At 68.7% G+C, this 19,710-nt stretch carries 18 protein-coding genes and 3 pseudogenes; 14 read left to right on the plus strand and 7 right to left on the minus strand.

Annotated features, from left to right (window positions below):
• Window positions 1-93: 93 nt before the first annotated feature.
• From QCN29_RS37270 to QCN29_RS34965, 5 genes and pseudogenes are all read left to right on the plus strand, one after another.
• Window positions 94-339: pseudogene (locus QCN29_RS37270) on the plus strand (zinc ribbon domain-containing protein); the annotation flags it as partial.
• Window positions 340-527: 188 nt separating this feature from the next.
• Window positions 528-1,448: a MerR family transcriptional regulator gene (locus QCN29_RS34950; RefSeq protein WP_279933225.1), complete on the plus strand. Its 921-nt coding sequence runs from the start codon at window positions 528-530 to the stop codon at window positions 1,446-1,448.
• A gap of 166 nt (window positions 1,449-1,614) precedes the next feature.
• Window positions 1,615-2,988 (plus strand): group II intron reverse transcriptase/maturase, encoded by a 1,374-nt coding sequence (ltrA, locus tag QCN29_RS34955; protein ID WP_279933226.1) that lies wholly within the window; start codon window positions 1,615-1,617, stop codon window positions 2,986-2,988.
• Window positions 2,989-3,085: 97 nt separating this feature from the next.
• Window positions 3,086-3,436, plus strand: a pseudogene (locus tag QCN29_RS34960) (HNH endonuclease family protein); the annotation flags it as partial.
• A gap of 305 nt (window positions 3,437-3,741) precedes the next feature.
• Complete coding sequence (locus tag QCN29_RS34965; protein ID WP_279933227.1) at window positions 3,742-4,518, plus strand: hypothetical protein; 777 nt, start codon at window positions 3,742-3,744, stop codon at window positions 4,516-4,518.
• A gap of 359 nt (window positions 4,519-4,877) precedes the next feature.
• Here QCN29_RS34965 and QCN29_RS34970 read toward each other — a convergent pair whose 3' ends face one another.
• Complete coding sequence (locus QCN29_RS34970; RefSeq protein ID WP_279933228.1) at window positions 4,878-5,042, minus strand: hypothetical protein; 165 nt, start codon at window positions 5,040-5,042, stop codon at window positions 4,878-4,880.
• 220 nt (window positions 5,043-5,262) lie between these two features.
• On the opposite strand from QCN29_RS34970, the gene QCN29_RS34975 reads away from it, so the two are divergent.
• From QCN29_RS34975 to QCN29_RS34985, 3 genes are all read left to right on the plus strand, one after another.
• The gene (locus QCN29_RS34975) at window positions 5,263-6,651 is read left to right on the plus strand and encodes a helix-turn-helix domain-containing protein (protein ID WP_279933230.1); all 1,389 of its coding nucleotides are present in this window, start codon (window positions 5,263-5,265) and stop codon (window positions 6,649-6,651) included.
• Between the two features lie 280 nt (window positions 6,652-6,931).
• Entirely contained in the window at window positions 6,932-7,528 is a 597-nt protein-coding gene (locus QCN29_RS34980) for a hypothetical protein (RefSeq protein WP_279933231.1), read from the plus strand.
• Between the two features lie 394 nt (window positions 7,529-7,922).
• The gene (locus QCN29_RS34985; protein WP_279933233.1) at window positions 7,923-8,123 is read left to right on the plus strand and encodes a hypothetical protein; all 201 of its coding nucleotides are present in this window, start codon (window positions 7,923-7,925) and stop codon (window positions 8,121-8,123) included.
• A gap of 29 nt (window positions 8,124-8,152) precedes the next feature.
• Here QCN29_RS34985 and QCN29_RS34990 read toward each other — a convergent pair whose 3' ends face one another.
• Window positions 8,153-8,374, minus strand: coding sequence for a DNA methyltransferase (locus QCN29_RS34990; RefSeq protein WP_279933235.1), 222 nt, complete (start codon window positions 8,372-8,374; stop codon window positions 8,153-8,155).
• A gap of 368 nt (window positions 8,375-8,742) precedes the next feature.
• Window positions 8,743-9,417 (minus strand): Lsr2 family DNA-binding protein, encoded by a 675-nt coding sequence (locus QCN29_RS34995; protein WP_279933236.1) that lies wholly within the window; start codon window positions 9,415-9,417, stop codon window positions 8,743-8,745.
• A 105-nt stretch (window positions 9,418-9,522) separates the two neighbouring features.
• Here QCN29_RS34995 and QCN29_RS35000 point away from each other — a divergent pair.
• Window positions 9,523-9,645, plus strand: a pseudogene (locus QCN29_RS35000) (IS5-like element IS4811 family transposase); the annotation flags it as partial.
• Window positions 9,646-9,839: 194 nt separating this feature from the next.
• Window positions 9,840-10,583: a DUF4352 domain-containing protein gene (locus tag QCN29_RS35005; RefSeq protein ID WP_279933238.1), complete on the plus strand. Its 744-nt coding sequence runs from the start codon at window positions 9,840-9,842 to the stop codon at window positions 10,581-10,583.
• Between the two features lie 752 nt (window positions 10,584-11,335).
• On the opposite strand, the gene QCN29_RS35010 is transcribed toward QCN29_RS35005, so the two are convergent.
• Both QCN29_RS35010 and QCN29_RS35015 read right to left on the minus strand, forming a co-directional pair.
• The gene (locus QCN29_RS35010; RefSeq protein ID WP_279933240.1) at window positions 11,336-12,007 is read right to left on the minus strand and encodes a nucleotidyl transferase AbiEii/AbiGii toxin family protein; all 672 of its coding nucleotides are present in this window, start codon (window positions 12,005-12,007) and stop codon (window positions 11,336-11,338) included.
• Window positions 12,004-12,372 (minus strand): hypothetical protein, encoded by a 369-nt coding sequence (locus tag QCN29_RS35015; protein ID WP_279933241.1) that lies wholly within the window; start codon window positions 12,370-12,372, stop codon window positions 12,004-12,006. The genes QCN29_RS35010 and QCN29_RS35015 overlap by 4 nt, the downstream gene beginning before the upstream one ends.
• 178 nt (window positions 12,373-12,550) lie before the next feature.
• Here QCN29_RS35015 and QCN29_RS35020 point away from each other — a divergent pair, with 178 nt between their 5' ends.
• Complete coding sequence (locus tag QCN29_RS35020) at window positions 12,551-12,805, plus strand: hypothetical protein (protein WP_279933243.1); 255 nt, start codon at window positions 12,551-12,553, stop codon at window positions 12,803-12,805.
• Window positions 12,802-13,176 (plus strand): PIN domain-containing protein, encoded by a 375-nt coding sequence (locus QCN29_RS35025; RefSeq protein ID WP_279933244.1) that lies wholly within the window; start codon window positions 12,802-12,804, stop codon window positions 13,174-13,176. Before QCN29_RS35020 ends, QCN29_RS35025 begins: the two co-directional genes overlap by 4 nt.
• 76 nt (window positions 13,177-13,252) lie before the next feature.
• On the opposite strand, the gene QCN29_RS35030 is transcribed toward QCN29_RS35025, so the two are convergent.
• Complete coding sequence (locus tag QCN29_RS35030; RefSeq protein ID WP_279933246.1) at window positions 13,253-15,928, minus strand: ATP/GTP-binding protein; 2,676 nt, start codon at window positions 15,926-15,928, stop codon at window positions 13,253-13,255.
• 310 nt (window positions 15,929-16,238) lie between these two features.
• Between QCN29_RS35030 and QCN29_RS35035 the strand changes: the two genes are divergently transcribed.
• Window positions 16,239-17,465, plus strand: coding sequence for an RNA-guided endonuclease InsQ/TnpB family protein (locus QCN29_RS35035; RefSeq protein ID WP_279933248.1), 1,227 nt, complete (start codon window positions 16,239-16,241; stop codon window positions 17,463-17,465).
• Between the two features lie 73 nt (window positions 17,466-17,538).
• Complete coding sequence (locus QCN29_RS35040; protein ID WP_279933250.1) at window positions 17,539-17,814, plus strand: hypothetical protein; 276 nt, start codon at window positions 17,539-17,541, stop codon at window positions 17,812-17,814.
• On the opposite strand, the gene QCN29_RS35045 is transcribed toward QCN29_RS35040, so the two are convergent.
• The gene (locus QCN29_RS35045; RefSeq protein ID WP_279933251.1) at window positions 17,778-19,610 is read right to left on the minus strand and encodes a zeta toxin family protein; all 1,833 of its coding nucleotides are present in this window, start codon (window positions 19,608-19,610) and stop codon (window positions 17,778-17,780) included. The genes QCN29_RS35040 and QCN29_RS35045 overlap by 37 nt on opposite strands.
• Window positions 19,611-19,710: the final 100 nt, after the last annotated feature.

Here is a 19,710-nt window from a genome sequence, read left to right on the forward strand (position 1 = left end):
CCCGGCCGATACGCAAGGAATGACCAATCAATGATCAAACCACCCGAAACAGGGAACATCACGCCAGTTCGAGCATGGTCGGCGGCACCGTCGATGTTCGGCGCCCCGGTGGGGAATCGTGAACACGCGGGTGGGGAATTACGTGGCGCTGATCATGCAGATCGTGGGGAATTACGTGACCGCCGACACATCATCGGCTGCGGCTCGTGCGGGCGCCCGATGACCACCCGCTACCACCGCAGCGGGCAGGCGGCCTACGAGTGCTCCGGATCCAAGGCGGACCACCAGGGCACGCCGACCTGCCGGTCCATCAGGGCGGACGTCGTCGATGATGCTGTGGCCGCACGACTGCTGGCCCAGCTCACCGGTGAACAGATCACCGTCGCGCTGGCCGCCGCGGACGAGGTCACCGCCCGGCACACCNCCACCGCAGCGGGCAGGCGGCCTACGAGTGCTCCGGATCCAAGGCGGACCACCAGGGCACGCCGACCTGCCGGTCCATCAGGGCGGACGTCGTCGATGATGCTGTGGCCGCACGACTGCTGGCCCAGCTCACCGGTGAACAGATCACCGTCGCGCTGGCCGCCGCGGACGAGGTCACCGCCCGGCACACCCGCTCGCACCGGGCCGCCGTGCTGGCGGTGGAACGCGCCCGCTACGAGGCGGACCGCGCCGAGCGTGCCTTCACCGCAGTCGATCCCGGAAACCGGCTCGTCGCCCAGACGCTGGAGAGCCGGTGGGAGGCCAGGCTCACTGCCCTGGCCGAGGCCGAGGCGGCTCTCACGACGGCGCGGGAGTCCCGCCCGTCGCTGCCCGAACGGGACGGCCTGCTGGCTCTGGCCACCGATCTGCCCCGCCTCTGGCACGCAGCCGACACCCGGGACAAGGACAAAAAACGCCTGCTCAGGACGCTCGTTTCGGACGTGACGCTGCTGCCGGAGACCGACCGATGGCGAGCCCGTGTCGGCTTGCGCTGGCACACCGGGGCGAGCGAGGAGGTCGCTCTGGCGCGGCCCAAGCCCGCGCCGGAGGCTCGGCGGACCCCGTCGGAGGCGCTCACGCTGATCAGCCGGCTCGGTCCGCAGCTTCGCGACGCCGAGATCGTGAGCGAACTGGCGGCGGCCGGCATCACCACCGGCTCCGGCCGCCCGTTCGACGCGGCCGCGGTGCGCTGGGTCCGCCACGTCCACAAGATCCCCTCCCCGTTCACGGTCCCGTTCCGGGACGGGGAGATCGCGGTCAAGGAGGTGGCCCGCCGCCTGGGCGTCGCGGCTGACGCGGTCTACTACTGGATCACCCATGGCCATCTGGCCGCCCGCAAGACTCCGAGCGGACGCTGGTGCGTCCCCTGGGACGAAGAGACCGAGACCGCCTGCCTGCGGCGCATCGCCGAATCCGGGCACCTCACCCCGAAGACCCGAACCATCACAGCAGGAGGGGCAGTATGAAGCCGCCGTGCCNGCCATCTGGCCGCCCGCAAGACTCCGAGCGGACGCTGGTGCGTCCCCTGGGACGAAGAGACCGAGACCGCCTGCCTGCGGCGCATCGCCGAATCCGGGCACCTCACCCCGAAGACCCGAACCATCACAGCAGGAGGGGCAGTATGAAGCCGCCGTGCCTATCATCAGAGACCGCGTGCAACAGGCGAGAGTGAAGAACGCACTCGAACCTGAATGGGAGGCGCGCTTCGAGGCAGGGAGCTACGGCTTCAGGCCTGGACGAAGCTGCCACGACGCGATCGAGCAGATCTTCCGGATCACCTCATCCCGCCAAGCCAGGCGGGCATGGGTGCTCGATGCCGATCTGGCGAGCGCCTTCGACCGCATCAACCATGATCGGCTCTTGGAGGCCATCGGAGACTTCCCAGCCAGGGAGGCAATCCGGCGGTGGCTCAAGGCAGGAGTCATGGACAGGGGGAGGTTCGCCCCAACGGAGGCGGGCACGCCTCAAGGTGGAGTGATCAGCCCCCTGCTGCTTAACGTGGCCCTGCACGGCATGGAAGAAGCAGCCGGCTGTCGCCCTGACGCTGGCCGCAATGAACGCCTGCGGTCGCCTCGCACGATCAGGTACGCAGACGATTTCGTCGTGTTCTGCAGGACGGAAGAGGACGCGTGGAACGTCAAGAAGAGGCTTACTGAATGGCTCGGGCCGAAGGGACTCACCTTCAACGAGGAAAAGACCAAGGTGGTCCACCTCGACGAAGGATTCGATTTCCTGGGGTTCAACGTCAGAAAGTACTCGGGAAAGACGCTGATCAAGCCGAGCAAGGAAGCCGTAGAGCGGATCACCGAGACGGTAAGGGAAACGGCACGATCCCTGTGCCAGGCCCCGACCGAAGAGGTTGTTAAACGCCTCAATCCGGTGATCAAGGGTTGGTCCACCTACTACAGGGGCGCGGTCTCCTCGGAGATCTTCTCGTCCCTGGACAACTACGTGTGGAAGCGCATGTGGAGGTGGGCCGTGAGGCGTCATCCAAGAAAGTCCAAGCAGTGGATTATGGACAAGTACTGGGGGCAGTTCCTCTACCCAACGAGGAAGGATCGATGGATCTTCGGGGACAAGGAGACCGGGAAGTACCTGTGTAAGTTCGCCTGGACCAACATCACGAGGCATACCCCTGTCAAGGGAACGGCGTCCAAAGATGACCCGAGCCTCGAAGAGTACTGGGCCAGCCGGACCCGAAAGCGCGTGCATCCGCAGGTCGACGGAGCGAACGTCTACCTAGCAGCACGACAAAAGGGCCTGTGCCCGCTATGTGGGCAGGACTTGATCGACGGAGCCGGTTATGAACCGGATTCCGTCCGGGAGTGGGCCAACTGGTTCCAGGCCAAGTCCCGGACGATCCACAGGCATCACCTGGTTTACCGAAGCCGTGGGGGCTCAAATAGCACGACCAACCTCGTACTCATCCATGCCGAATGTCATCGGCAGCACCACGCCCGTGACTACCATCGCAATCCAGAGAAGGTGACGAATGCGCAGTCCTAGTGGCCTGCTTGAGCCGGATGCGATGAAAGTCGCACGTCCGGTTCTGAGGGGGCCCCGGCGTCCGAGAGGACACGGGGCTACCCGACACGGGGCCACGGTTACGGATCCGTCGAAGCTGGACGTGGACCACATGGTTCCCCTGGAGGAGGCGTGGTCGTCCGGGGCGTGGGAGTGGGCGGCCGAGCGGCGCGAGGCCTACGCCAACGACCTGGATGCGGATCGGTCGCTGGTGGCGGTGACGGCGAAGACCAACCGCTCCAAGGGCGCCAAGGACCCCGCGGACTGGCTGCCGCCGGCCGAGTCCGCGCACTGCGCCTATGCCGCGGACTGGACGGCGACGAAGCTGCGCTGGAGCCTGACCGTCGACCGGGCCGAGCGGGCGGCGCTGAACGAGATCGCCGCCCGCTGCCCTGAGACGACCGTCAGCTACGAGCCCGCCGCCAAGTAGACGGACCCCGCGGGCAGCGGTGAGCCCCAGGGCGCCGGTCCAGCGGGCCAAGGCCTGCGCTGTGAGGATGCTCGGCTGCGCGGCACCGCGCTGGTTGGTCGCTCGTGCGGGTGAACCCGGCCGCCGGATGTAACCGGGCTCGTGGCCAGTGATGTCTGGGACGTCATCAGAGCACACGCAATCGTGGCGCCAGGTCCATCCTCAGTGCCTCGAAGCCAGTTGTCCTCTGGCCGCTGCGTGTGCAGGCGACGCTTGCCGCGTGCTGTGTCGTGCGAACCATTTCGGGAAAGGGGAGTGCACTTATCGTGCGGAAGTCTCTCGGCATCGTCTCCGCGGCTGTCGCCGGCATCGTCGTCCTTGCAGGGTGCGAGGACGGCTCGTCGGCCGATGGGAAAGCCAAGGCCATCCCGGCGGCTGCCTCGTCGGGCACCGCCACCGCTGAGGCCACATCATCACCGTCGGCGTCGGCACGTCCGACACCGACCGTGCCGATCGTGCACGGCCAGACCTACCGGCAGGCCCTCACAGAGTTCGCCGGCCGGAACGTCCCCCCATCGCACATCTCTACTGCCGCGCTGCACAAGGACGTCACCCTTCCCGCCGATCACGACGGATGGCGGGTGTGCAAGACCACCCCCGACCACGGCGCCGCCCTCGCGCCGGGTGCCACGGTGGTCGTCAAGCTCGCAAAGACGGTCAGCGACTGCGAGACCAGCCACCACGGCTACCTCCACCAGAAGAACGACCCCGCCTACACCCCACCCAAGCCCGCGACCCCGCGCACGACGGCCGCTCCCGCACCTCCCAAGCCCGCCGTGCGGACGGAGCCGGCGTACACCCCTGCGCCCGCGAAACCGAACACCCCCGCACCCGTCAGGACCACGACGAAGCCGCCCGTCAGCGGCTCGATGGTCACCTGCCCGGACGGCAAGCAGGGCTACGCCTGCACCTCCAACGGCCACCCGGTCGTCGACGGCCAGTTCTGCCCCAACGCCGACCGCGGCCGCACCCTCAAAGCCACCAACGGCACCATGGTCACCTGCTCCTACGACCCCAGCATCACGCCCTACCGGTGGCAGTAGCCGGCACCCGCCAACCAGCTTCCGCTACGCCGCTGATCGCGGGGATGGGCCAGAGAGGGCCGGCCGAGATCCAGAACCGGTGTTTAGATCCGCTCATGACAAGAAGTGGGGGTCTTTAGCCGGTTTCCGCCTCTCTGGGCGGGCAGGATGGCTAGCTTTGTGTGAGTCGGCAGCGACCCTGTGACGTCGTGTGCCGGCTGAGTCCGGCTGCCGTGGGGGCGGCGCTGGCCGCATTCACGCCTGTCGGGGGGAGATGTGCACATGTACGTGATGCCGGGAAAGGGCCGCGCGGCGCGGGCTGTGTCCCGCCGACCGGTGTGATGTGGCGGGACACAGCCTCCGGCACACGCTCGGTGGGGTTATCGGCTGGTGAAGACGGCCCATGCGAGGCCGGCCATGGCCGCAGCAGCCACGAGAGCGTTCGCGAGCTGAGGGCTGGTGTAGGCGGCGTAGCCGGTGACGATGCCGACGAGTGCGAGCAGCACCACGATGACGGCCGGCTGCGGGTCAGTGCTGTTGTTCATTGGCGTCTCCCGAAAAGAATCCTCTCGCCCTCGCGCCCGGCGCCTGACAGAGAGCGGAAAGACAAACCCCGTAAACGAAGAGAAGCATCGCGTGCATGCACTTCGCTGACGGGCTGACAGGAACGACCATCCCTGGAACCGCCCGGGTTGCAGAAGAACAACAAACAACCAGACACGACTCGACACGGTGCAACACCGGCGTCGACGGGAGACAACAAAAGTGACCGAACACCACGACGAGAACCTGCCCCAGCCAGCTCGAAGCCTCGAGGAAGAAAGAAGAGAGTTCGCCCGCCGGCTGGCAGACCTGCGTTCCCAGACAGGCATGAGCCTGCAGGAATGCGCCGAGTTGCTGAACGTCAACAAGACCACGATCCGCAACTACGAACTCGACGAAGACCCCCGTGTCCCGCCGCTCGAATACCTCACCCTCCTCATCCAGGAAGCACAAAACCGCACCAACGTCACCCCGGACGTCCTCCACGACACCCACCGCGCCTACGGACACCTGCTTCAGCGGCTGGCGCAATCCGGCAGCGACGCCGTCCACCACCGCATGTGGACGGTGTTCGACCTCACCCAACAGCGTGAGGAACTCATCGCCAAGCTCGGCAGCGTTCACCATCAGATGCAAGGCCTCATCACCGAACGCGACCGCTACCGCCAGACCGTCCACGACGGACACGCACCCGACCCCGCACAGGAACAGCACCTCGAAGAACAGCTCCGGCAACTCGAGCTCCGCCGCGCAGACCTCTGCGCCCGGCGGGACGGGCTCACCGCCCAGCTCGACGCGCTCGGCGCGTCACAGGCCCAGCCCGCCCCTCGCCCGAACGCCACCCCCGCACCCCCCTCGCCTGTCCCTGACCTGGGCGTTGTCACCCCACAACCCCCATCGGCCGCAGCGTTGCCGCCCGGCACCGCCCCGCAAGCCCCAAAGAAAAAGAGCCACACCACCACCAAGGTCGTGGCCGCGGCCGCGATCGTGGCACTCGCCCTGGGCGGCTTCCTGATCTACCGCATCACCGAACCCGACACCACAACCGCCTCCACCGGCGGCAACCCCGGCAAACCCCAAGCACCGGCATCCCCGCCCGCGACACCCACCCCCCAGAACACCCCATCACCCACCAGCCAGCCCACCACAGACACCACCCCCACAACAGATCCCGACGATCCCGAGACCGCGCCAGAATCGCCCACCACTCCGGCCAGCGCACCCCCACCGCCGGAGGAGGACGGCTACCTCGTGACCTGGAACGCCGAATACAGCTCCACCAGTGGTTCATTCACCATCGACCGAACAGGCGACCCGAATAGCTTCGTTGGTGTAAACGACCTGGATGTTCAGAGCAATTCCGGCGTCGATCCCTACATCACGCCAGGTCATAGAAATGTGTCCCTGGGGGTCGTGCCCAGCGGCGACCCGATTCCCGGCCCCAGCGCCTGCTCGGACATCGCCACAAAACAGCAGATCTTCCGTCACGAGCTCGCCGCAGGCAACCGATACTGTGTCAAAGCTAACGACACGATCGGACACTTCGAAGTGGTCAACGTAAAACGCACGGGAGAAATGAACATCTTCCTCATTCGCTGGCAACCGTCATGAGATTGAGCGAATCCCGGAACCCCATCATCCACTCCAAGTAGTAGCCGCAGATGCAGAACTCCACAGAATTCGAAAGGTGAGGGAGGGTTCGGTGAGATCTTCCACTGGCGGAGCAGTCGCACCTCTGCCATCGCACGCAGCCGCACACCGTGATGCGACGGCACAAGACCCCTCGACGCCACCGGCGTCGCATGCGGGCACCCACGCCCGACGACCTGGAAGAAGTTCCGTACACCCCGTGAACCGCCAAGCCACGAGGAGGCTCGCAGGCCTGGCCTGCGTGCTCACTCTGGCCCTCGGCGCGACCGCCTGCGGCACCGCCGACCAGCCGAATGCCTCCACGGCAGACCGCTCCGAGCTCCCCGGAGGCGGCGAGCACTGCGAACTGGAACTCGAAGAGCGCGACGGGCTCGGCTACCCGCTCACACTCGACATCTGCGCCGAGTTGGAGAAGAAGCCGGTGTTCGTCGAGGCCGAGGTGGCCAGTCGCGGCAAGCTCCGCTCTTCGCGACAAACGGGCTCCTACGTGTTCGGCACCCTCGAGGCCGGCGAGACCGCGCATGTCGTCTGCTTCGACCTGGATCACCAGCAGGTGGGCGTCATCGTCCCGGACGACAAGCTCGAGATCCCGCCCAACTCCGAAGCCGTCGGTCGTTACACCACGCGCGGCGGGCGTGTCGTGGCCTTCGTGCACGACGACTCAATCAAGGGTGCCAGCAGCCAGGACAACCGCACGCTGTGGAAAGATCTCGAGAGCACGGTCGAGAAAGAGCTGGGCTCATACCGGTGCGACGAACTGACCGTGTTGCTGGCCAAGGCCGGCGAACAGTTCCGCCGTCCCGTCGGGTGGTGGACCAGCCCCTCACCCATTCAATAGCCCGCAAGCGGCCGAGCTCGGAAACCCCCGCCCAACCGCTGCCACCCGGGTTCATCGACTCCAGATGATCCTCGGACTGCAGCAACCGTCGGTGCCACCTGCACGTACTACCTGTGATGAAGAGCTACGCTAGCGGGTTCGCAGGGCCGCCCCCTGGTGGCAGTACGCCGCCGGCGCCGGAGACCCCGCCGCCGGCTACTGCCTCTACCTCCGCCACCTCGCCCTCGGCGACACCCGCCAAGCCGACTGGTGGCACACCCAGGTCAGCACCCCCACCACCACGGCGGCCCCCGAGATCTCCGGAGCCGAAGTCCCCACCATCCTGCGCGTCCTACGCGCCCTGCAAGGCCACGACACCACACTGCCCGACCCCGTACGCCGCGCCCTGGACTACGTGGCCGCCGCCGTCAGCTACGTCGACGACGACCTCGACCTGCCCCTGCCCGACCCCGGCTTCCGCGACCACGTCACCCAGATCACCGCCCAGGACACCTCCGGGCACAGCCGCTCCGCCCCGCTGCCGCACCGCGAGCGCAAAGCAGCGCCGTCGACGGCCGCGGGGACGGTGACGGACCAGCTCGCCTGCACCTCTTAACTGTGCTGTCGCATGAGGTTGGTGCCGCCTCAGCGGCGGGAGGCGGCACGGCGGCGGACGGTGTCCGGGAGGGATGTGCTGCGCCAGGCGGCGAGTCGGATGTACGCGGGTGAGATGTCGGCGCTGATGCCGACGCGCCCAAGCGCCTTGGCCGCCGCCGCGGTGGTACCGGTGCCGCCGAAGGGATCCAGGACGATCCCAAGCGGCGGGGCGTAGCCGAGTATCAGGCGGCGTGGCAGGGCCTCGGGCATGGCGGCTGCCGGGCGTCCTCCAATTCGGCTGGCACCTTCAGCGGGGTGGTGGGCACGGTCCAGACGCTAGGTTCAGCGTGACTTCGCGGCCGACGCTCTCGAGTGCCGCATGCGCTTCGTGCCCTGTCTGCACCGGCTACGGGAGAGGGCCGCGGATGGCGGCCGATCCGTTTGCCGCGGGAGAACGACTCGCCGGCGAGCTGATGGGCACGCGCCTGGCCGAGAGCGTCTTTGCCCGGCTCCGCCAGCGTATGCACGCTGTCGACCAGGATGTGTTCCTCTCCAGGTGCACGGGGCCCCGTGGGGCGGATCCGGCGTGAGGCTGATGATCTCGCGGTGTTCGGTCACGTTCTTCGCTGCGCAGTCGGCTATGAGGGGTGGGCGCCTTTCCATGCCTGGATGATCTCGATGGGGATGCGGCCGCGGTCGGGCAGGTTGTAGCCGTTGTCGCGGGCCCATGCGCGGACGGCTTGGACGTCGATGCTTTCGCCGGCGGGGCGGGGCTCGGCGCGCCGGGGTGTCGGTGTGGCAGGGGTGAAGGTGATGCCGTCGTCGAGGAGGCCACGCGGGAACAGGGGCACCTGTGTCTGGTTGCCCATCACTGAGACGCGGAACTGGGTGAGGGTGCCGTCGAAGGTGTACCGGCCGGGGCCGCGGGCTTCGTTGACGGTGATGCGCCAGACGTCGGGCTCGCTGTTCGGTGTGGTGATCCAGAAGAGGTGGTTGCCGTTGTCGGTCACCCCGATGGCGAAGAGGTCGCGCGGATCATGCGTGGCGGGGTGGATGCCGCGCTGTTGATCCTGCTGCAGCTGGCGGCGCAGGTCCGGGGGAGTGGGGCCGTGGAGGTCGACCCATGCGGTTGCGGCGCGGGGGTGGTAGATGCGGATGAAGTCGCAGAAGGCCCCGGGCCCGTATGTGTCGGCCAGCTGTTTGTAGTCGTGCGGCAGCCGCATGCCGAGCGTGGTCTCGATGGCCGGCCAGTCCGCTTGGGGGACGTCGGCGGGGGGCGGACACAGTCGGGTGAGATCGTCGATGGCGGTCACAGAAGTCCTCGGCGGTGTCGCTGCTGCTGTTCGTGGGCGGGGTTGTCCANGATGTACTTCGGCACGGAGTCTTTGGCGTCGTCGGTGTACTCGAGGTAGACGTTGTACGTGGTGCTACCCAAGAGGTGGGTGGTGGAGCGGTCGAATTCGTGGACGATGCGGGCGAGGCGCAACGCAAGGGACTACGAACGCCTCATGTCCCACGCCGAAGCCCACATCCAGTGGGCGTTCACCCTCATGTTCCGGTGACCGCCGCCTGGCCCGGCAGCTCCGACGCACCGAGGCGGTCCCAGACACCCTCGCGGCAGCCGCCTGGAGATCCGTCCCCTGCCAACCGCACGACATCACGACTTCGCCACATGTCTCCTGCGACATCACCACAAGACGCATGATGGCCAGTACTTCACGAACGAGGGGGACGCATGTACGCCCGGTCCATCGTCGCCGCTGCGCTGCTCGTTGCCAGCCTCGCCGCATGCGGCAGCAGCAACGACAGCAAGCCGGCCGCCGCACCAAGCACAAGTGAAGCGGCCGCCACCGAAGCCGGCATCAGCAAAGAATGTGCAGACGCCGTCTTCGACCTGATGATCGACCAGGTCAACGGCGCCGACACCCCCGACTCCCGGCCCGACTCCTGCGCGAACCTCACAGACGAACAGTGGTCGCAAGCCGTTGACGAGGCGGGCGACAAGGTCCTCGCGGCAGGAGGAGCAACCGGCGGCGGCGCCGACACTCAGGCGCCTACCGAGGCCGAGTTCAAGGTCGGGGAGGAGGCGCGCAATCGGGGCACCGTCGTCACGATCAAGAAGGTCCGGGAGGCCAACAGCATCACCTTCGACGGTGCCGTCAAACAGGCTGGCGCCGACGCCAAGTACGTGATCCTAGAGACCGTCGTCCGCAACGAGACCAAGGCCAGCATGGACCTCACGTGCTCGCTTCCCATCGTCAATGCGTTGATCGATGACCAGGACCGGCGTTTCGACACGATCGAGGACCTGGACTATGTTCCGGGGAACCCCGAGTGCAATGCCGAGCTGCAGCCCGGCTTCAAGGACGATATGAAGTTCGTGTACCGCGTGCCCAAGGACGCGAAGATCGTGCTGTGGGAGTTCGAGGAGTACGACCTGGAGGCTGATCCGGCGCCCTCCCTCGTCGACCTCACCTGAGCACCCCCGACGCCACCGCAACACCCGTACGGGGCACCCGGCCGGGGGTGGCTACGCGTGTCTGGGGTCAGTGGCAAGCTCGGTACGCGGCACGGGGACGGACCAGTTCGACGTGTGGCTTCCGCAGCTCCCACTCCCGCTCCTCAAACGTCGCGTTGGGTCCTCCACTGCCGTTCGGATGCCCGTCCAACGACGCGGAACCGAACGGCCAGCAGAGTCACCACGGCGCTGACGATGCCGTGACCTGCGAAGGGAGGATGTGACACAGCTTCTGACTGCACCCGCCACGGGAGGGGGCCGCGGATGGCGGCCGATCCGTTTGCCGCGGGGGAACGACTCGCCGGCGAGCTGATGCGCACGCGCCTGGCCGGCAGCGTCTTTGCCCGCCGGCTCCGCCAGCGCATGCACACCGTCGACCAGGATGTGTTCCTCACCCGGGTCGAAAGCGTTGCCCTGATAGGGCTGCTGGCCACAGCCGACGTCCCGGACGCCGGCACGCCTGCAGCCTGGCGCCCGGCCGCGGCGGCAGCAGAACGTACAGGTGTTCGCAGCCCTGTCGCCGCACCTGTCGGCCCCGGTCAAGCTGCGGGTCGACCAACTGCGGCTGCTCTCCGCCGGCGTAGCGCCTCGGTCGGGCCACCGGTGGCTGAGGCTGAGGCTTTGCGACACCGCCTGCGCGGTCCTCGAGCCCGCCGCCTTGGTCGATGAAGACGCGAATCCTTCCATGCCTCATGGCTGAGGGCGCGTGCACGTCAGGTGTCGCAGCCGTCTTCGCCGGCGCCGAGGCGCTGCTCGAGGTCGCCGGCCCAGTGCTGGGCCCAGGTTCTGAGGTCGGCGGTCTGCTGGTCGGTGAGGCCGTAGGCGGTGAATTCCTCGTCGTCGTACCACTCGGTGCCGGTGAGGCGGTCGTACAGGTCCTGGAGGGTGAATTCGCCGCGGCCGTGGCGCTCGCCGAGCTGCTCGAGCTCGCTGGTGGTGCGGTGGCGGGCGGCGGCGTGCACGTCGATGAGGTCCCGGACGGCTCCCCGGTCGGCCAGGGCGCGGACTTTGGTGCCGATGACGTCGTCGAGGGCGAGGACGGGCCCGTACTCGGTGTGGGCCGGCGGTGCCCAGAGGTTCTCTTTGAGGATGTCGATCTCGCATTCCTCGCCGGTGGCGGCATCGGCGGCCACCAGGCGGGCGGAGAGCGGGTCGGCGCTGATGACGGTGACCGTCCAGCCCCTCTCGGTCAGACCGTGCTCAAGGTCCCGGGTGATGTCGGCCATGGGGGCAGGGTTCTCGGTGGCGACGTCCAGGTCCTGGCTGAGCCGGTTGACCAGCCCGTGGGCCTGGACGGCGTACCCGCCGGTGATCACCAGCGGGTAAGGCGTGCCGATGGCGAGGACGTCGGCCAGGAGACGGCGGTGCAGGTCGCTGAGGTTCACGCCGCCGCGGATGTCCGTCCGGCGTCGGCGAGGGTGGGGAAGGCGTCCTCCCACGCGCGGCGGATGTGCCGGCTGACCAGGGTGCGCAGCACCGGCCACTGGGCGAGGAGCAGCTGGTGGTCGAGCAGGCGGAGCAGGTCGTCGTGCTGGCCCTCGGCCAGCACCGTGCGGTACAGGCTCATGCACTGCCGGGGCCGGTCCAGGTCGTAGGCGCGCAGCCCTGACCAGGCGATGTGCAGGGGCAGCTCCACCCGGCCGTGCGCGGGCCCGGCAAGATCCTCCAGGGACGCGGGCAAGCGCCCCGCATACCGGGCGTGCAGCACCTCGGCAGCGGGCGGAATAGCGGGGGAGGACTGCGAAGCCATAGGGCGATTATTCCGCATCCCCACCCGAGGTCCCTTCCCCCTGTCCGCCTCGGGAATCGACGGGCACGCCGGTGCTGGGTGAGCATCGCCCTGCAGAGCCGCTTGCAGGCCGGCCGGCAGGGGCGCAGGGCCTGAGAAGGGCGCACCGATGGTTTCTACCGGCGGTAGAATCGCCTGTATGGGTAAGCCGACGAGCATCAAGACCAGCGAAGAAGTGCGCGACAGGCTGCGGATCCTCGCGGACGAGCGCGGCACCACCATCACGGAGCTGCTGCAGGAGCTCGCCACCCGTGAGCTCACGGCTGCCGAGAGGGAGCAGCGCGCCCTCGAGGCCGCTGCCGAGCTCGGCGTCGAGTACACCGAGCAGGTCGAGCGGGCCGGCCAAGACGCCTGGGCGAAGATCCGCGCCCATCAGGGCAGCGCTGCCGCGTGAATCTGACGGCAGTACTGGACCACACCGCTTTGACCGCCCTCTATCGGGCGGACCCGTTCTTCACCGGCCTGTACATCGAAGCCTCCCGCGGCACCGGACGCGTCCTCGTTCCCTCGCTGTCGGTCCTGGCTGCCGAGCGTCAGGTTGCAGGAGCGGGCAAACACGCCGCGTCGCTGCGGTTCGCGGAGAACGTCCCCTTCAGCACAGCGCACGCCGTCGATGCGATGGCCTGGAGGAATGTGGAGTGGCCGGTGGCTCACGCCGCGGCGATCGCCTGGCAGGCGGTCAAGGCGGGCGAGCCGCTCACGGTTTTGTCACTTGAGCCCGAGTTGTACGCGGGAACGGGCATCACCCCGCTGAATCCCACCTGACCGCGTCACGTCCAGATGCCGGCGCATGTCGCAGAACCGGGGCCGTCTCTACGGGAGACGGCCGCCGGCTTCATGCTCAGCGCGCGTTGCGCAGGTACGCGCGCCGTGCGGTGACCACCGTCCGCCAGCGGCTGCGGGTGGGCTGCTCGCCGTCCAGCCACCGCGCTGCGGAGTCACCGCTGAGAGAGCGGTCGGCCATGAAGTGGGCGATGTCGACGTAGTACGCGTAGTCGCGGCCGCGAGTGAGGTCGCGCAGCCGTGAGATCGCAGCGCTGAGCTTGTCGTGGTCGTTTCGGACGGCTTGGTGGAAGCACACGGCCAGTTCTAGCGCGGCTTCCGCAGCTGTCAGGCCGGCGTTGCTGATCTCGGCGCGGAGCAGGCGTACGGGCTCGAGGCTGCTGATTGCCCCGGCGTCTCGGACGAGGGCGGCGATCTTCGTGGTGAGGGTGGTGGCGCGCAGGTCGAGCCCCGTCAGCAGCTGTGCGGCAAGGTGGAGTTCGTCGTCGGCGGCGTCGGGGTTTGTGAAGGCCAGGACGAAGGCGCGCTGGGCCTGGCTGGTGGCGCGTTCGCCGGCGACATTGTGCTGTTCGGCCTCAGCGCGGGCGGCTTCGTATGCGGCGGCCGCGCGTTCCATGTCGCCGTGGGGCCAGAGGATGTCGCCTTCGACGCGATGCTGGCGGCCTTCCCAGCCGAGAGTGCGGGCGGTGTCGTATGCGGTGGGGAAGTCGCCGGCGAGGCGGGCGAGGTGGGCCAGGCCGCGCCGGGCGGCGGGGGCGAGGCGGCCGCCGCCGTCGGCGACGAGCTGCATTCCTTGCCGGGAGTCTTCGGAGCGGCCGATGTCGCGCTGGGCCTTGGCGAGGTAGTAGACGGCCATCTCGTGCAGGTCGGTGGGGAGCAGCCCGGTGTTGACGACGGTGGTGAGCCGGTCGGCGGTGACGGTGCGGTGCTCGTGCTGGCGGCGGGCGAGCGCGCTGAGCAGTTCGACCAGGGCGTCGGCCGCGGTCTGCGACCTCTCAGTGTCTGGCCGGGCGGGTGGGGCGATGGGCTCCCACACGGAGTCGCTGACGTAGCTCCATGCCGCGCTGGCGAGCCAGTCAAGGTCGAGCCGGAAGTCGCGGGCAAGGGCGAGGCCTTGGCGCAGACACCCGACCAACAGCACCCGGTCCCGCCCGGAGCCGGCGGCCCACTGCCCGCCGAGCGCTTCGAGGGCCCGTTCGGCGGCCTGCTGCCAGTCGCGCGCGGACCAGCGGTCGTCGGCCTGGTCGTCAGCGCCTCGGACGGTGGAGCGGATGAGGCCGTGCAGGTGGTACGGCCACAATCCGAAGGGCTGCTCTCGGACGAAAGGACGCTCGATCAGGCGCATCGCCGGCGCCTCGTGGGTCATGCCGGCAGCCCGAGTGGCCAGGGCGAGGTCGAAGGCGTCCAGCAGCGCGATGGAGCGCAGGACGTGACGCTCATCCGGTGTGAGGTCGGACAAGGTGCGGGCGATCAGGGCCGGGAAGTCGTGGTCGAAGTCGGCCGGCTGTGGGTCGCGGCCCGTACGGCGGATGTCCAGGAACCGCATCACCGACAGGTCAAGGTAGAGCGGCAGGCCATGGGACCGGTCGGTGATGACCTGGCGGATCTCAGCTTTGATGAGCGGCTGGCCGTCCCGGGCGAGCCGGCGGGCGAGGTAGTCGTCGCAGTCCTCGGGGGAGAAGTCGCCGATCAGCACCTGCCGCCTGCGGCCGCGGCCGGCGAGCGCGGATGTGGTCCGGGCAGCTGGGATGTCGTGCGCGACCAGGCCGGGCCAGGCGGCAGGCCCGGTGTAGTCGAGTTGGCCCTGGAGAGCGGAGTCGGCCCACTGCAGGCGGGAGCGGCCGGTGACGACGAAGAAGGCATTGGGCATGAGCCACACCACCCGCTGCAGCAGGCGCTCCATGTCCCGGTGGGTGCGGTCCCCGACGTCCTCGAAGGTGTCCAGCAGGATCACCGGCGTCACCTTCTTGTCCGCCGGGACCTGCGCCAGCTCCCAGGCCAGCAGGTGCGGGTAGAAGGAAAGAGCCTCCAGGTCCGGCTCAGCTTCCAGCAGGTCCGCCAGCCGCGCGCATCCGGCGAGCGCCCGCACGGTCTGGCGCCGTTCCCGCAGCGCCCGCACGAGGGAGCCGGTCACCGCACCGACCGCCGTGCCGACGGTACCCGGTAGCAGCAGCGCCTGGGCGACGTCCGCGAGCACGGACTGCATCTGCTGCGGCATCGCCTTGCCGAACCGGCCGGCCAGCCCGCCGCGGCGCAGGTACTCCTCCAAAGGCTCGCCCGGGTGCTGCTGCTCCCAGTAGCGCCGGAGCGCCAAGTCGAAAGCGGGCAGCGGCCGGCCGAGCTCTGCCAGCGCGGCCCGGATCGTCAGCACGACCTGCTCGAAGTCGGTGCCAGCGGAGCGGGCCAGGTCGATGCGTACGGGCAGGATCCGCTCACCGGACCAGGTGGGCTCCCCCCACTGGGCTGGCCGGTGCTCAGCACCGGCCAGCGCGGCCTCCAGCTTGCGGGACAGCGTCGTCTTGCCGATGCCGCCGACTCCATGGAACACCTGCAGGTTGTCACGCGGGGCCTCGAGGTCCTCGGCCTCGAAAGCGGGGTCAGCGGTGCGCCGCAGGTGCTCGGCGAGCGCGGCACCCACCAACTCCCACTGAAACTGGCGGTTCGTGAACGCCTCCGCCGTCGACAGGCCGCGGTCATTCGTACTGAACAACGCCCTGAGATCCCGACCTGCCACGCCCAACCCCCGAGAAACGATGATCACCTGGGTCCAACCTATGCCGGAGCGAGCTCCCTTGAGGGAAGCATCCCCTGGATGCTGTGACGTGCGCAGGAGCTCCGCCCGCCGATCGTGGCGCGTCGCGGCACTGGGCCACCGGAATCGGCCAACGAGACACTAGCCGTTTCACCTGACTTCTCCCAGGATGCCCCGTCCTGAAGGGGGGAGTGGGTCCTCGGCCGGAGCCGCGAAGCGGCGGAATTCTCCTCGCATCTGTTCCGACCTGAACTCTCTTCCGTTGTCAGTGGCGGGTGTTAGCTTCCGGATCATGAAGACGACAGCGGTGGCCGAGCAGGGGTCCGGGCACGCCCGGTACACCTACCACCTGCGGGTGTCGTCGACCGCCCGAACCGCGCTGCTCGCGGAGTGGGACCGCTGCCGGTGGGTGTGGAACGAATGCGTTGCCAAGTCCCGTGCCGTGCACGCCCGCAATCGGGCGCGTCCCGAGGACAAGCTGACGTGCGGTCCGGCCCAGCTCGACAAGATGCTGACCGAAGCCCGCGCCAGGACGCCGTGGCTGCGTGAGGGCGCGTCTGTTCCGCAGCAGCAGATCATCCGGGACTTCGCCACGTCCCGCTCCAAGGCACAGAAGGACATCAAGGACCGGCTGCCCATGCACCGGCGGGCCGGGATGCCGCAGTTCAAGAAGAAGCGCGAAACTCTGCCCACGTTGAATTACACGCAGCGCGGCTTCCGGCTCAAGGACGGCCGCCTCCACCTCGCGGGTGGGATCGTGCTGACGGTGGTGTGGTCCCGTGAACTTCCGGCAGTGCCCTCCTCAGTGCGCGTGTACCGGGACGCGGTGGGGCACTGGTACTGCTCGTTCGTCGTCGCCATCGGGACACAGCCGCTGCCCGCGACCGGCGCTGTCCTCGGGGTGGACTGGGGCGTCAAGGAGACCGCCACCACCACCTCTGACGCCCACGACCTCCCGCACCCGCAGTACGGGCGCAAGGCTCAGGCGAAGCTGAGCCGGTACGACCGGATGGTGGCGCGCCGCAGGCCGAAGAAGGGGCAGGCATCGACAAAGGGCCACCGTGAGGCGAAGAAGCGGCGCGCCAAGCTCTACGCGAAGATCGCCCGGCAGCGGCAGGACACCGCCCGTAAGTGGGCGAAGAAGGTCGTGCGCGACCACGACGCGATCGCGGTCGAGGACTTCCGGCCGAAGTTCCTCGCGAAGACCACCATGGCCCGCAAGGCCGCTGACGCGACGATCGGCGCCACGAAGACGGCCCTGATCGAGATGGGCCGCAAACACGGGCGCGACGTGCGCCTGGTGCATCCCGCGCACACCACCATGGACTGCGCGTCGTGCGGAGCGAGAATCAAGCACGCACTTCCTCTTTCGGAGCGTACCTACACCTGCACCGCGTGCGGAGCCGTCTCCCCGAGAGACAAGAACTCCGCCCGCGTGATGCTCGTCCGGGCTGGTCTCACCCCGGCTGGTGCCGAGGGCGTAAGACCTCCGGGAGCGCCGCTCCCGAAGGGAGCCTGAGCCAGGAATCCCCTCCCTTCAGCTTCAGGGAGGGGAGGATTCAAATCAAGATCAACACAAAGGTGGTACTGCCGTGTCCGACACCCCCAACCGCGACTTCTCCCAGCTGGAAGGCGGCGATGAACTGCAGGCGGCGGACATCGTCCGGGACGTGGTGACCTGGTATAACACCCAGCTCGCCACTGAGCGTCGCTCCCCGGTGCCCGACGAGGACCGGGTCGAGGAGCTGAAGGTAGGCCGGCAGGCCGCGCTGGACGACCAGCAGCGGCTGGGAACTGCCGACCCGCAGGAGACGGCCCGGATCGCTGCCCTCTACGCCGCGCGGCTGAAGGAACTCAACGAGTCGTAGCCCGGGGCCGTCCTCAGCAGGGGGAGCGGCCAGACGGGCGGGTGCGGCCGGTCGATCCGGGCCGGCTGCACCCGCGCGGGCATCAACGGTCGTGCCAGCGCGGCGATCTCGTCCAACTCGCGGCGGTGCTGGGGCAGCGCCAGGCGCAGCGCGTGATGGAGCCGGAGGAACTGGGCGGCCTCCTGGTCGGTGTAGGGCCGCTGACGCTCCGCCGCCAGCGCCCACGACACCGGCGCGCCGCCGCCGGCCTCGTGGCGCAGCAGGGCCTCGCCGTCCCGCCGGATTACCGTCACGGCCGTGATCGCCGGATGCGTCTGCGCGAGCTCCACGACGTCGGCCAGAGCGCGGAAGCACTGGTCGTGCCCCGCTCGGGAGGTGAACCGGCCGTTGCCCCCGATCTGCAGGGCACGGGCATACCGCAGCGCCGTCGCCAGCCGGCTGTCGGCCTCCCGCACGGCCAGGACCACCAGCTCGACCGGATAGCCGCCGGTCGCGAACGGCAGCGCACTGCCGAGGAACTCCTTCACGCTGCCCGGCGCGCCCTCGATGAGCACGTCACCGCGCCGGACCCGCACGTACGCCTCGGCCTCGGCGAACCAGGCCCGGTAGTCCGCCCGGATCGCCGCGCCCGCGTTGCGGGGATCGTCCCTCAGCAGCTGGAAGTAGTCCGGATGCGACGCCTTGAAGTCGTCGCCCACCAGGTGGACCGTCCCCGGCCGCATGGCCCGCCTGACCATCCTGGCCGCCAGCAGCTTCCCTGCTCCCGGCTGGCCCAGTACGTAGACGGCCCGCGGGTCGTCCCGGCTGATGATGCCGTTCAGATAGGACGGGGCGATCAGCTCGTCGAAGACCCAGCGATGTTCGTCGGCTGACAGCCGGTGGTAGTCCACGCCCGGCGCCTGCCGTCGCGGCTGGGCTAGGCGGCGTACTGGTTCCGCGAGGGCGGCAGCGCGCTCGGCATCCCGCTGGACGGCCAGGCACCGGTCCGCACAGGCCAGTTCACGGTGCAGACGCTGGTCGGTCCGGGCCAGCTCCCGGCAGAAGACGGCCGTCTCCCGAGCGGACCAGGGCCGCGACCGCTCGTACGCCACCGCTTTCTCGGCCGCCGGCCGACGCCGCCACGTTCCGTCCATGAGCTCGTTGTCGTACAGCACCGTGCCGTCGCGGCGTACGACGGTGATGCGGTCCGCCAACTGTTCGGCCTCGATGACCGCGAGCGTCGCAAGCATCTGCTTCGCGCACGTGTCGTGGTTCTCCCACGACACGTACCGACCGCCGCCGTCGATCGCCTCGGACAGAAAGCGGTCCAGGATGCCGAGCTGGCTCCACGCCTCCGCCGTCGCCACCGCCACCACCTCGACGCGGGAGCCGGCCTGCCGGTACGCACCGGCAGATGTACGGAACTCGGTGGAATCGGCCAGGGCCGACTCCACCACTGCGTCGAACCCGTGGCTGCGGACGTACTCCTCGACGGCGGCCTGCCAGCGGCGAGTGTCCGGCCGGACTTTGACGCCGGCCGTGCGGACATCGACGGCCAGGAGCTCGGCGTAGTGCTGGTGGGCGGCCTTGTACAGGTCACTGCCGATCCGCACCGCGCCGCCGCGTCGGTCCAGCACCGCCTGTACGAGGTCTGCGACTTGGGTCTTCCCTGCGCCCGGCTGGCCGCCGACGATCACGACGACCGGCCGGGCCTGGCGGGCAGCGCCTTTGGTCCATGCGGGAAGGATCACCCGGCTTAGAACGTTGCGGCTTTCGTCGTCGGACAGCATGGCCGATACGACGTCTCTGTCTCTCACTGGTTCTCCGTAAGTTGTTAGGTGGCCCGGGAGGGCCGGATGTGGCTGACGGGTTCTTGCCGACCGTGGCTTCCCAGGAGTGGCCGTCCGGCTCTCTCCG

Source organism: Streptomyces chengmaiensis, from assembly GCF_029846775.1.
GTDB lineage: Bacteria > Actinomycetota > Actinomycetes > Streptomycetales > Streptomycetaceae > Streptomyces > Streptomyces chengmaiensis.

Coding starts and splice junctions, on each gene's coding strand:
- QCN29_RS34970 (WP_279933228.1), bottom strand. CDS start 5,042: ATGAACAACAGCACTGACCCGCAGCCGGCCGTCATCGTGGTGCTGCTC.
- QCN29_RS34990 (WP_279933235.1), bottom strand. CDS start 8,374: ATGCCCGAGGCCCTGCCACGCCGCCTGATACTCGGCTACGCCCCGCCG.
- QCN29_RS35005 (WP_279933238.1), top strand. CDS start 9,840: ATGTACGCCCGGTCCATCGTCGCCGCTGCGCTGCTCGTTGCCAGCCTC.
- QCN29_RS35015 (WP_279933241.1), bottom strand. CDS start 12,372: ATGGCTTCGCAGTCCTCCCCCGCTATTCCGCCCGCTGCCGAGGTGCTG.
- QCN29_RS35020 (WP_279933243.1), top strand. CDS start 12,551: ATGGGTAAGCCGACGAGCATCAAGACCAGCGAAGAAGTGCGCGACAGG.
- QCN29_RS35035 (WP_279933248.1), top strand. CDS start 16,239: ATGAAGACGACAGCGGTGGCCGAGCAGGGGTCCGGGCACGCCCGGTAC.